This window comes from Pseudomonas sp. GM21, assembly GCF_000282215.1.
Lineage (GTDB): Bacteria > Pseudomonadota > Gammaproteobacteria > Pseudomonadales > Pseudomonadaceae > Aquipseudomonas.
Window position 1 is genome coordinate 107,448 of the sequence record NZ_AKJS01000005.1, and the last position, 12,670, is coordinate 120,117.

The 12,670-nt window shown below is 57.8% G+C and carries 11 protein-coding genes and 1 pseudogene; 9 read left to right on the top strand and 3 right to left on the bottom strand.

What is annotated here, in order from left to right; all coding sequences use genetic code 11:
- Positions 1–33: 33 nt before the first annotated feature.
- Positions 34–249, top strand: coding sequence for a TOBE domain-containing protein (locus tag PMI22_RS28105; protein ID WP_007942473.1), 216 nt, complete (start codon positions 34–36; stop codon positions 247–249).
- A 127-nt stretch (positions 250–376) separates the two neighbouring features.
- Here the strand turns inward: PMI22_RS28105 and PMI22_RS28100 are convergent, their stop codons facing one another.
- Both PMI22_RS28100 and PMI22_RS28095 read right to left on the bottom strand, forming a co-directional pair.
- Entirely contained in the window at positions 377–1,012 is a 636-nt protein-coding gene (locus tag PMI22_RS28100; protein WP_007942474.1) for a TetR/AcrR family transcriptional regulator, read from the bottom strand.
- Positions 1,013–1,239: 227 nt separating this feature from the next.
- Complete coding sequence (locus tag PMI22_RS28095; RefSeq protein ID WP_007942475.1) at positions 1,240–2,616, bottom strand: glutamine synthetase family protein; 1,377 nt, start codon at positions 2,614–2,616, stop codon at positions 1,240–1,242.
- Positions 2,617–2,894: 278 nt separating this feature from the next.
- On the opposite strand from PMI22_RS28095, the pseudogene PMI22_RS31775 reads away from it, so the two are divergent.
- From PMI22_RS31775 to PMI22_RS28060, 8 genes and pseudogenes are all read left to right on the top strand, one after another.
- Positions 2,895–3,161, top strand: a pseudogene (locus PMI22_RS31775) (gamma-glutamyl-gamma-aminobutyrate hydrolase family protein); the annotation flags it as partial.
- Positions 3,162–3,286: 125 nt separating this feature from the next.
- Complete coding sequence (locus PMI22_RS28090; RefSeq protein ID WP_007942476.1) at positions 3,287–4,645, top strand: glutamine synthetase family protein; 1,359 nt, start codon at positions 3,287–3,289, stop codon at positions 4,643–4,645.
- 59 nt (positions 4,646–4,704) lie between these two features.
- Complete coding sequence (locus tag PMI22_RS28085; protein ID WP_007942477.1) at positions 4,705–6,069, top strand: aspartate aminotransferase family protein; 1,365 nt, start codon at positions 4,705–4,707, stop codon at positions 6,067–6,069.
- A gap of 181 nt (positions 6,070–6,250) precedes the next feature.
- Positions 6,251–7,348 (top strand): polyamine ABC transporter substrate-binding protein, encoded by a 1,098-nt coding sequence (locus PMI22_RS28080; protein WP_033048635.1) that lies wholly within the window; start codon positions 6,251–6,253, stop codon positions 7,346–7,348.
- A 239-nt stretch (positions 7,349–7,587) separates the two neighbouring features.
- Positions 7,588–8,685 carry a polyamine ABC transporter substrate-binding protein gene (locus PMI22_RS28075; RefSeq protein WP_007942479.1) on the top strand — a complete coding sequence of 366 codons (1,098 nt, stop codon included), beginning with the start codon at positions 7,588–7,590 and terminating at the stop codon, positions 8,683–8,685.
- A 73-nt stretch (positions 8,686–8,758) separates the two neighbouring features.
- A complete protein-coding gene (locus tag PMI22_RS28070) occupies positions 8,759–9,901 on the top strand; it encodes an ABC transporter ATP-binding protein (RefSeq protein ID WP_007942482.1) in 1,143 nt (380 codons plus the stop codon).
- Positions 9,898–10,815, top strand: a complete 918-nt coding sequence (locus PMI22_RS28065) for an ABC transporter permease subunit (protein ID WP_007942483.1) — start codon at positions 9,898–9,900, stop codon at positions 10,813–10,815. The genes PMI22_RS28070 and PMI22_RS28065 overlap by 4 nt, the downstream gene beginning before the upstream one ends.
- Positions 10,815–11,705, top strand: a complete 891-nt coding sequence (locus PMI22_RS28060) for an ABC transporter permease subunit (RefSeq protein ID WP_007942484.1) — start codon at positions 10,815–10,817, stop codon at positions 11,703–11,705. The genes PMI22_RS28065 and PMI22_RS28060 overlap by 1 nt, the downstream gene beginning before the upstream one ends.
- Positions 11,706–11,847: 142 nt before the next feature.
- Here the strand turns inward: PMI22_RS28060 and PMI22_RS28055 are convergent, their stop codons facing one another.
- Entirely contained in the window at positions 11,848–12,489 is a 642-nt protein-coding gene (locus tag PMI22_RS28055) for an HD domain-containing protein (RefSeq protein ID WP_007942486.1), read from the bottom strand.
- Positions 12,490–12,670 lie beyond the last annotated feature (181 nt).

Consider the following 12,670-nt stretch of genomic DNA (forward strand, 5'->3'; position numbering starts at 1 on the left):
TTGCAAGCTCATTTCGACCTCAGGAGAAATCACATGACCATCAAAGCCATTAACGTTCGCAACCAATTCAAAGGCGCCATCAAGGAAATCGTACTGGGTGACGTGCTGTCGGAAATCGACGTGCAAACTGCGTCGGGCATCGTCACTTCGGTGATCACCACGCGCTCGGTCAAAGAGCTGGAACTGGTGGTGGGCAGTGAAGTGATTGCGTTCGTGAAATCCACTGAAGTGTCGATCGCCAAGTTGTAAGGCGTGCGTGTGTGTTTCACAGATCATTCCCACGCTCTGCGTGGGAATGCAGCCCGGGACGCTCAGCGTCCCAAAGGTCGAACGCGGAGCGTCCGTTGAGGCATTCCCACGCGGAGCGTGGGAACGATCATAGCGCGGCGCGCTTCGACAAATACGGCGGCAAGTACAGCCCTAAATAGGCATCAAACACCCGCATCCCTTCCTCGGCCATGCGCGGGGTGATCTGCCCGTGTTGCTGCACCGAGCGGGCGTAGACGCGGTCGCCCAGTTCCATGGCCAATGCAAATACGTCGACGTCGGTTGGCAGCTTGGGCAATTCGAAGTGGTGATCGAAGAGCTTGTGCATCAGGTCGCCCAGTTCGATGTCGTGCTGGCGGTCGGCCTGGGTGACTTCGGTCAGGCCATGCTGGGCGAGGATCAACTGGCGGGCGGCGGCGTCTTCGCTGTAGATCGCGAGCATGCGTTGCTCCACCAGGCGTGACAGGTCACGCCAGCCGCAGAGCGCCTCATGATCGATAGGCGCTTGCAGGCAGGCGCGGAACGCGGCGTGGACGTCGGCGGTCAGCGCTTCGAGCAGCGCCGGTACGCTGGCGAAGAAGTGGTAGACGGAGGAGGGCGGAATCTCCGCGCGCTCGGCGACACTGTAAATCGACAGACTGCCCACGCCCTCGGCGGCCAGCAGCGTGCGGGCAGCATCGAGAATCGAATCAATCCGCGCCTGGCTGCGGGGGCGGGGTTTGCGTGGGGTGGCGAGTCGGGTCATTGAAGTCTCCTGCGGGGCAGGGGGCATTGTACGAGCAGGGTTGTGTGTTGTCTGCCAGGACGCCATCGCGAGCAGGCTCGCTCCCACAGTTGATCTCCAGTGAACATAAATTCCGTGTACCCAGGTAATCCCTGTGGGAGCTAGCCTGCTGGCGATCCGCCGCAGGCGGCCATAAAAAAACGCCGTCGGCCTTATCAGCCGACGGCGTTCTTTTTTACTGCAACCGCTTAAACGGTATGCAGGTACCAGTTGTACTCAAGGTCGGAGATGGAGTGTTCGAACTCCTCCAACTCGCTTTCCTTGCAGGCCACGAAGATATCGATGTACTTCGGATCGATGTACTTGGCCATGACTTCGCTGTCGTCCAGCTCGCGCAATGCATCGCGCAGGTTATTCGGCAGGCTTTGCTCGTTCTGCTCGTAGGAGTTGCCTTCAACGGGGGCGCCCGGCTCGATCTTGTTGGTCAGGCCGTGATGCACGCCTGCCAGGACCGAAGCCATCAGCAGGTACGGGTTGGCATCGGCGCCGGCAACACGGTGTTCGATGCGCACGGCATCGGAGGAACCGGTCGGAACGCGAATCGCCACGGTGCGGTTGTCCAGTCCCCAGCATGGCGAGTTCGGCACGTAGAACTGCGCGCCGAAACGACGGTAGGAGTTGACGTTCGGGCAGAGGAAAGCCATCTGCGCCGGCAGGGTCTCGAGCACACCGCCGATCGCGTGACGCAGTGCGGCGTTCTGCTCGGGATCCTCGCTGGCAAAAATATTTTTGCCATCTTTATCAAGAATCGAAATATGGACGTGCAGACCGTTGCCCGCCTGGCCCGGGTAGGGCTTGGCCATGAAGGTGGTGTCCATTTCATGGTCGTAGGCGATGTTTTTGATCAGACGCTTGAGCAAGACTGCGTAGTCGCAGGCCTTGATCGGGTCGGCCACGTGGTGCAGGTTGACTTCGAACTGCGCCGGGGCGCTTTCCTTGACGATCGCGTCGGCAGGGATGCCTTGCTCTTTCGCACCTTCCAGAATGTCCTGGAGGCAGTCGACGTATTCGTCGAGGTCGTCGATCAGATAGACCTGTGTCGAATGCGGGCGTTTGCCGGAGATTGGCGAGCGTGGCGGTTGTGGACGGCCGTTCACGTTCTCCTGGTCGATCAGGTAGAACTCCAGTTCGAAGGCTGCGCAGATGGTCAGACCCATCTCGTCGAACTTGGCGACCACTTGACGCAGGACTTCACGGGGATCCGCGAAGAAGGGGTCACCTTCGATTTCGTGCATGGTCATCAACAGTTGCGCGGTAGGGCGCTTCTGCCAAGGCTCGTTGCACAGGGTGTCAGGGATTGGATAGCAGATTCGGTCGGCATCACCGATGTCCAGGCCCAGGCCGGTGCTTTCCACCGTCGAACCATTGATATCCAGAGCAAATAGAGAGGCCGGCAGGTTGATGCCTTTCTCGTAAACCTTGTGGAGGCTGGTGCGTTCAATGCGCTTGCCGCGCACCACACCATTCATATCCGCAATCAGAAGGTCAACGTACAGAACCTCAGGATGTTCCTTAAGGAACGCGTTCGCTTCGTTAAGCTGAACGGCACGCGGGGGTACCGACATGATGCAACACCTTTGTTGTTAAAAATATCAATCATTGATCTCTTCGGATTCCAGTCAACCCGAACGGCATGCCGAAGTCAAGCGAGGCCTTTTTTGCCCTAAAAAAGCGCTCGTAAGGCTTTTTTGAGGCACTTTGGGGCGTTTTTATGCCTTTGAACGCTTTGGCTACCGCAGGCTTGAGCGGGGCGTGTTGTATTTTTTACGGGGGTGTTGTGTAAAAAAATGAACAAGGCTAAGCTCGATTCAAACCCATAACACCAATAATACCGGGGTGCTTCATGTCTCGCCTGCCGTTAATCGGCGTCACCGACTGCTCTACGCAGATCGGTCTGCATGCTTATCACATCAGTGGCGACACCTGCGTCCGCGCAGTGCCCTCAGCGGCTGCGGACCTGGCGGTAATCCTGTCATCCATGACGGATAGACTGTCTCCGTCCGATATTCTGGACGGCCTTGATGGCACCCCCATTACGGTTACTTCATTCAATATAGAACCGATTCACAATAGCGGCCCGACTATCGCTAGTGATGCTGCACGTCCGGCGTTTGCTGCACGATGCGGAAAAAATCACGATAGCCTGTCCAAGACACCCGTTTCAACGCGACGCCGACGCGTCAATCATTGCCTGACGCATGAACGCGGCAGGAAACTCAACGCCTAGAGGCATTTATGAGTAACAACCTCGACCAGCTCACCGATTGGTTGAAAGACCACAAGATCACAGAAGTCGAATGCATGATCGCCGACTTGACCGGGATTACCCGTGGCAAGATCTCGCCGACCAACAAGTTCATCGCTGAAAAAGGCATGCGCCTGCCTGAAAGCGTTCTGTTGCAGACCGTGACCGGCGACTATGTCGAAGACGACATCTATTACGAACTGCTCGACCCGGCCGACATCGACATGATCTGCCGCCCCGACCAGAACGCCGTATTCCTCGTGCCGTGGGCCATCGAGCCGACCGCCCAGGTGATCCACGATACCTACGACAAGCAAGGCAACCCGATCGAGCTGTCGCCACGCAACGTGCTCAAGAAGGTCCTCAAACTCTATTCCGACCGCGGCTGGCAGCCCATCGTGGCGCCGGAAATGGAGTTCTACCTGACCAAGCGCAGCGACGACCCCGATTACCCGCTGCAACCCCCGGTTGGCCGTTCCGGGCGTCCGGAAATCGGTCGTCAGTCGTTCTCGATTGAAGCGGCGAACGAATTCGACCCGCTGTTCGAAGACGTCTACGACTGGTGCGAATTGCAGGAACTGGACCTCGATACGTTGATCCACGAGGACGGCACGGCGCAGATGGAAATCAACTTCCGTCACGGCGATGCCTTGTCCCTGGCCGACCAGATCCTGGTGTTCAAACGCACCATGCGCGAAGCCGCGCTCAAGCATGACGTGGCGGCGACTTTCATGGCCAAGCCCATGACCGGCGAGCCGGGCAGTGCGATGCACTTGCACCAGAGCATCATCGACATCGAAACCGGCAAGAACGTCTTCTCCAATGAAGACGGAAGCATGAGCCAATTGTTCCTGCATCACATCGGTGGCTTGCAGAAGCTGATCCCCGAGTTGTTGCCGTTGTTCGCCCCTAACGTGAACTCGTTCCGCCGCTTCCTGCCGGACACCTCGGCACCGGTGAACGTGGAGTGGGGCGAAGAAAATCGCACCGTGGGCCTGCGGGTTCCGGATGCCGGGCCGCAAAACCGTCGGGTGGAAAACCGCCTGCCGGGCGCCGACGCCAACCCGTACCTGGCGATTGCCGCGAGCCTGCTCTGCGGCTACATCGGCATGGTCGAAGGCCTTAACCCGAGCGCGCCGGTGGTGGGCCGTGGCTATGAACGCCGCAACCTGCGCCTGCCGCTGACCATCGAGGACGCGCTGGAACGCATGGAAAACAGCGCGACCATCGAGAAATACCTGGGCAAAAAATTCATCACTGGCTACGTCGCGGTCAAGCGGGCCGAGCATGAAAACTTCAAGCGCGTGATCAGTTCGTGGGAGCGCGAGTTCCTGCTATTCGCCGTCTGATACGCCGGGCGCCGTCGTCGTCGGGCGGCGCTTTCACCTGATTTTTTTAGGAGATTTGTATGACCAGCAATAATCCGCAAACCCGTGAATGGCAAACCCTGAGCAACGATCACCACCTGGCCCCGTTCAGCGATTTCAAACAGCTGAAAGAGAAAGGCCCGCGGATCATCACGAACGCCAAGGGCGTTTACCTGTGGGACAGCGAAGGCAACAAGATCCTCGACGGCATGGCCGGCCTGTGGTGCGTAGCGATCGGTTACGGTCGTGATGAACTGGCGGATGCCGCCAGCAAGCAAATGCGCGAACTGCCTTACTACAACCTGTTCTTCCAGACCGCTCACCCGCCGGTTCTGGAACTGGCCAAGGCCATTGCCGACATCGCACCAGAAGGCATGAACCATGTGTTCTTCACCGGTTCGGGTTCGGAAGGCAACGACACCATGCTGCGTATGGTTCGTCACTACTGGGCAATCAAGGGCCAGCCGAAGAAGAAAGTCATCATCAGCCGCAAGAACGGTTATCACGGTTCCACCGTGGCCGGCGCGAGCCTGGGTGGCATGACGTACATGCACGAACAAGGCGACTTGCCGATTCCGGGCATCGTCCACATCGCACAGCCGTACTGGTTCACCGAAGGCGGTGACATGACGCCTGAAGAGTTCGGTGTCTGGGCGGCCAATCAGCTGGAAGAGAAAATTCTGGAAGTCGGCGTGGACAACGTCGGTGCCTTTATTGCCGAGCCGATCCAGGGTGCCGGCGGCGTGATCATTCCGCCAGACACCTACTGGCCGCGCATCAAGGAAATCCTCGCCAAATACGACATTTTGTTCGTGGCGGACGAAGTGATTTGTGGTTTTGGCCGCACCGGTGAGTGGTTTGGTACCGATTACTACGACCTCAAGCCCGACATGATGACTATCGCCAAAGGCCTGACCTCCGGCTACATCCCTATGGGTGGTCTGATCGTGCGTGACGAAGTGGTCGAGGTGCTGAACGAAGGCGGCGATTTCAACCACGGTTTCACGTACTCCGGTCACCCGGTGGCCGCCGCGGTGGCGCTGGAAAACATCCGCATCCTGCGCGAAGAAAAAATTGTCGAGCGCGTTCATGCAGAAACGGCACCTTATTTGCAAAAGCGTCTGCGGGAACTGAACGATCACCCGCTGGTGGGGGAAGTGCGCGGGGTCGGTCTGTTGGGGGCCATTGAACTGGTTCAGGACAAAGCCACTCGCACACGTTACGAAGGCAAGGGCGTCGGCATGATTTGCCGCCAGTTCTGCTTCGACAACGGCCTGATCATGCGCGCCGTGGGCGACACCATGATCATTGCTCCGCCACTGGTGATTACACCGGCTGAAATCGATGAGTTGGTGGCCAAGGCACGCAAGTGTCTGGACCTGACCCTGAGTGCGCTGCAGGGCTAAGTGCTAGGCTCTGAGCGGGTGTGACGTTACATTTCGCTCAGAGCAAACAAAGGAGGGTCTTTCCTTGAAAGCCTGCCTTGGATCTTGCCAGACTACCGGTTGTTTCAGATGCCCAGTAACAGGCCGCTGAGCACGTGGTTAAAAAGAAAAAATTGGAGCATTACCGATGAAGGCATTAGGTATGAAGATAGCTGGCAAGACCCTTCTCGCCATGTCCCTGATGGGCGTGATGGCGGGTGCAGTTCAGGCGGACGACAAGGTTCTTCACGTCTACAACTGGTCCGACTACATCGCGCCGGACACCGTCAAGAAGTTCGAAGACGAGTCGGGCATCAAAGTGGTCTACGACGTCTTCGACAGTAACGAAACCCTGGAAGCCAAGTTGCTGGCCGGCAAGTCCGGTTACGACATCGTCGTGCCGTCGAACAACTTCCTGGCCAAGCAAATCAAGGCCGGTGTTTACCAGAAGCTGGACAAGTCCAAGCTGCCTAACTGGAAAAACCTGAACCCTGACCTGCTCAAAGCGGTATCGGTGAGTGACCCGGGCAACGAACACGCCTTCCCGTACATGTGGGGTTCGATCGGTATCGGTTACAACGCCGAGAAGGTCAAGGCTGCACTGGGTGCCGACGCACCGACCGATTCCTGGGACCTGATCTTCAAACCTGAAAACGCTGCCAAGCTGAAGTCGTGCGGTATCAGCTTGCTGGACTCGCCAACCGAGATGATTCCGGTGGCGTTGCACTACCTGGGCCTGCCAACCGACAGCCAGAAGAAAGAAGACATCGACAAAGCCGAAGCGCTGATCATGAAGGTCCGTCCTTCGATCGCTTACTTCCACTCGTCCAAGTACATCTCTGACCTGGCCAACGGCAACATCTGCGTAGCCGTGGGTTATTCGGGTGACATTTACCAGGCCAAATCCCGCGCGGCTGAAGCCGGTGACAAGGTGAAAGTCAGCTACAACATTCCGAAAGAAGGTGCTGGCAGCTTCTATGACATGGTCGCCATCCCTAAAGATGCCGAAAACGTCGAAGGCGCCTACAAGTTCATGACCTTCCTGCAGAAGCCGGAAATCATGGCTGAAATCACCAACGCCGTGCGCTTCCCGAACGGTAACGCGGCCGCCACACCGTTGGTTGATAAAGACATCACCAGCGATCCAGGCATCTACCCGCCAGCGGACGTCCTCGCCAAGCTGTACGCAATTGCCGACTTGCCGGCCGCGACCCAGCGTCTGCTGACTCGCAGTTGGACCAAGATCAAGTCCGGTAAATAAGAAGTAATACTCTGTAGCAGCTGCCGAAGGCTGCGTTGAGGTCCGAAGGGCCTCCGCTTTTTCAACAGCACAACGGCTTCGCAGTTGAACGCAGCCTGCGGCAGCTGCTACAGAACTTCATAAAGTTTGCTGGAACGGTTTTTCGAGGGTAAGTTGCGCGCCGGTTTTGTTGCCGGGCAGCCATGGCTGTCATGTAACGCGGGGCAACTTGAGCCCAACTCATTTTAGAGGACCTCCACTTGCCAGTTTTTTCTTTGTTTCGCAATGCCATGCTGATTGGCGCCGGGCTGACGCTTGCCGTTAGTGTCCAGGCCGCCGGCACTGTGCATATTTATAACTGGTCGGATTACATCGGCCCGACCACCCTGGCGGATTTCCAGAAAGAGACCGGCATCAAGCCGGTTTATGACGTCTTCGATTCCAACGAAACGCTCGAAGGCAAGTTGCTGGCCGGGCGTACCGGTTACGACGTGGTCGTGCCGTCCAACCACTTCCTCGGCAAGCAGATAAAGGCGGGCGCTTTCCAGAAGCTCGACAAGTCCAAGCTGACCAACTATTCCAACCTTGATCCGGTGCTGCTCAAGCGTCTGGAGCAAAACGATCCGGGTAATCTTTATGCTGTTCCCTATCTGTGGGGCACTAACGGCATCGGTTACAACGTCGACAAGATCAAGACGGTACTGGGTGTCGATTCGATCGATTCATGGAGCGTGCTGTTTGAACCGGAGAACATCAAGAAGCTCCAAAGCTGTGGCGTAGCGTTCCTCGATTCTGCCGATGAAATGATGCCGACGGTCCTCAACTACATGGGCCTGAACGCCAACAGCACCAACCCCGAAGATTACAAAAAAGCTGAAGCCAAGTTGCTGGCGGTGCGGCCTTATGTGACGTACTTCCATTCGTCCAAGTACATCGCGGATCTGGCCAATGGCGACATCTGCATCGCCATCGGTTTCTCCGGTGACATGTTCCAGGCCAAGGCCCGTGCGGAAGAAGCCGGCAAAGGCGTCAATGTTGCCTACACCATTCCCAAAGAGGGTGGTGCGCTGTGGTTCGACATGCTGGCGATTCCAAAGGATTCGGCCAACGTCAAAGAGGCCCACGCCTTCATCAACTATTTGTTGAAACCCGAGGTGATCGCACAGGTCAGCGATTCTGTTGGCTATGCGAACCCCAACCCCGGCTCGGACAAACTGATGGAACAGTCCATCCGCACCGACGAGTCGGTCTATCCACCGCAAGCAGTCCTCGACAAGACCTACGTGTCAATCGAGTTACCACCAAACATTCAACGTTTGATGACCCGCAGCTGGACCAAGGTCAAGTCGGGTAAATAGCTTCAGGGCTCAAACTATCCAAGGTTGGCTCACCTTGAGCGAACTGCACTCTTTTTTTCTGGGAGTTTCGTAAATGGCAGTTGCCTCCGGCGCCTATAAGAAAGCCCTCGAGGGCGACCAGACACCTAAACAGGTGTTGGTCAAAATCGACCGGGTCACGAAAAAGTTCGACGAGACGATTGCCGTGGACGATGTGTCCCTGGAAATCAAGAAAGGCGAGATTTTCGCCCTGCTCGGCGGCTCGGGTTCGGGCAAATCCACTCTGCTGCGGATGCTTGCCGGCTTCGAACGACCGACCGAAGGGCGCATTTTCCTCGACGGCGTCGACATCACCGACATGCCGCCGTACGAGCGACCGATCAACATGATGTTCCAGTCATATGCCTTGTTCCCGCACATGACCGTGGCGCAGAACATCGCGTTCGGCCTCAAGCAGGACAAGTTGCCCGCGTCTGAAGTCGACGCGCGTGTGGCCGACATGCTCAAGCTGGTGCAGATGAGCCAGTTCGCCAAGCGCAAGCCGCATCAGTTGTCCGGTGGCCAGCGTCAACGTGTGGCACTGGCGCGTTCGCTGGCCAAGCGACCGAAGCTGTTGCTGCTCGATGAACCGATGGGTGCGCTGGACAAAAAGCTGCGTTCGCAGATGCAGCTTGAGCTGGTCGAGATCATCGAGCGCGTCGGCGTAACCTGCGTCATGGTGACCCACGACCAGGAAGAGGCCATGACCATGGCCGAGCGCATCGCGATCATGCACCTGGGCTGGATCGCCCAGATCGGCAGCCCGATCGACATCTACGAAACTCCGACCAGCCGCCTGGTCTGCGAGTTCATCGGCAACGTCAACATCTTCGACGGTGAAGTGATCGACGACGCCGAAGGTCACGCGACCATCACCTGCAAGGACCTGGACCGCCAGATCTATGTGGGCCACGGCATCAGCACCTCGGTGCAGGACAAATCCGTAACCTACGCGATCCGTCCGGAAAAACTGCTGGTGACGCCGACGCAGCCGACCTGCGAATACAACTGGTCCAGCGGCAAGGTGCACGACATTGCCTACCTCGGCGGTCACTCGGTGTTCTACGTCGAATTGCCAAGCGGCAAGATCGTCCAGTCGTTCGTCGCCAACGCCGAGCGCCGTGGCGCGCGTCCAACCTGGGGTGACCAGGTTTACGTGTACTGGGAAGACGACAGCGGCGTGGTACTTCGCTCATGAACATGCGCAAATTCAAACGCCGCCTCAATCGAATAATTCCCGGTGGCCGCCAGTTGGTCATCGGGGTTCCGTTCATCTGGCTGTTCATGTTCTTCATGTTGCCGTTCTTCATCGTCTTGAAGATCAGCTTCGCCGAAGCCGACGTCGCCATTCCGCCGTACACCGAAATCTACAGCTTCGCCGAACAGAAATTGCAGTTGCTGCTCAACCTCGGCAACTACGCGATGCTCGGCGACGACGAGTTGTACATCGCAGCCTACCTCGGCTCGTTGAAGATGGCGCTGATCAGCACCGTCCTTTGCCTGCTGATCGGTTACCCCATGGCCTACGCCATCGCCAGTGCCCGTAAAGAGATGCAAACGGTGCTGGTGCTGCTGATCATGATGCCGACCTGGACCGCGATCCTGATCCGCGTGTATGCGTGGATGGGCATCCTCAGCAACAACGGTCTGCTCAACGGTTTCCTGATGAGCATGGGCTGGATTGATGAACCACTACAGATCCTCAATACCAACCTCGCCGTCTACATTGGTGTCGTTTACTCCTATCTGCCGTTCATGATCCTGCCGCTTTACGCCAACCTGGTGAAGCACGACAACAGTTTGCTGGAAGCCGCCTCCGACCTTGGTTCGAGCACCTTCAACAGCTTCTGGAAGATCACCATTCCGCTGTCCAAGAACGGCATCATCGCCGGCTGCATGCTGGTGTTCATTCCGGTGGTGGGCGAGTTCGTGATCCCGGAACTGCTCGGCGGTCCGGAAACCCTGATGATCGGTAAAGTGCTGTGGCAAGAGTTCTTCAACAACCGCGACTGGCCGGTGGCTTCCGCCTTGGCGGTGGTGATGCTGGCGATCCTGATTGTGCCGATCATCCTGTTCAACCGTAGTCAGGCCAAAGAAATGGAGGGCAAATAATGAAGCGCTTCAGATTCTCCAGCCTGATGCTGGTATTCGGCTTGCTGTTTATCTACGCCCCGATGCTGATCCTGGTGATCTATTCGTTCAACGCCTCGAAACTGGTGACAGTGTGGGGCGGTTGGTCGATCAAGTGGTACGTCGGCCTGCTCGATAACACCCAACTGATGGGCTCGGTGGTGCGCTCGCTGGAAATTGCCTGCTATACGGCGATTGCAGCGGTCGCGCTCGGTACGCTGGCGGCGTTCGTGCTGACCCGTATCACTCACTTCAAGGGTCGCACGCTGTTCGGTGGTTTGGTGACCGCGCCGCTGGTGATGCCGGAAGTGATTACCGGTCTGTCGCTGTTGCTATTGTTCGTGGCCATGGCGCAGATGATCGGTTGGCCACAGGAACGCGGCATCATCACCATCTGGATCGCGCATACGACCTTCTGTGCGGCGTATGTGGCGGTGGTGGTGTCGGCACGTTTACGTGAGCTGGACCTGTCCATCGAAGAGGCGGCCATGGACCTCGGTGCACGGCCGTGGAAGGTGTTCTTCCTGATCACCATCCCGATGATTGCACCGTCGCTGGCGGCGGGCGGCATGATGTCGTTCGCCCTGTCGCTGGATGACCTGGTGCTGGCGAGCTTCGTGTCGGGGCCGGGTTCCACGACCTTGCCGATGGAAGTGTTCTCGGCGGTGCGTCTGGGCGTCAAGCCTGAGATCAACGCCGTGGCCAGCCTGATTCTGCTGGCGGTGTCGATCGTGACCTTCCTGGTCTGGTTCTTCAGCCGCCGCGCCGAAGAAAGCCGCAAGCGTGCGATTCAGCAAGCCATCGAGGAAAGCGCTGCCGACTCCTGGAAACAACCGGACGTGCGCCGCGCGCAAGCGCCGGAAGCGGCTTAAACGTCATGCCGGGTTGACCACAAATACATGGTCAACCCAAATCCTCTGTGGGAGCGAGCCTGCTCGCGATAGCGGTCTAGCATTCAACATTTGCTTTGAATGTTATGACCTCATCGCGAGCAGGCTCGCTCCCACATTGGCTTTATGCCAACCAAGGGGATTGGCGGATGATCTCGACGAAGTTCATCGGCTTGAACCCCGCCTCGCTGTCGACCAGCACATCCGCATTCACCGTGCCAAACGTGGTATCAGGCTTGTGCTTGAAGCCATTGGCGAACGCACACAGGATGCACTCCTTGAACCCTTCACCCCGTGGATGCGCATGCACTACTGCCTCGCGCTGCACGGTGGTAAAAGCCGCGTAGTCGATGCCCAGCACATCCATTTCAACGCCCGCGGTCACCAGCGCCACGTTGGGGCGCAGGTGCTGCGGCACGCCCGGCGTGGTGTGCAGCGCAATCGACAACCAGACCTGCTCGATATCGTCGTCGTTCAACCCGTAAGGCTTGAGGAACGCTTTGGCGGCATTGGCGCTGTCGACTTCAAAACGCTCGTCAGCGCTGCGATGACCTTCCACCAGGCCGAGGTCGTGGAACATCGCGCCGACGTACAAAAGCTCCGGGTTGTAGGCCAGTTGCTTGCGTTCGCCGCTCAGGGCGCCAAACAAAAACACCCGGCGCGAGTGGTGATACAGCAGGTCGGATTCGATGTCGCGGATGTATTCGGTGGTGGCCTTGGCCAGTGCGCTGTCGGGGATGTTGATACCGGCAATGGTGCTGCTCATGGTGCTGTCCTCGCGGGGAATGTCGTGGCGGCGCTGATGGACAAAGTTTGTGCTGCCCCCCGAAAGCGGACAATCGATCCATGGCTGCGATCCTTGCCAATGAACCTGCATATCGCGCCAACCTCGCTTGTTGCGCGGGGATTGGCTAAGTTTGATGGGCATGTAGCAGCTGCCGAGCCTG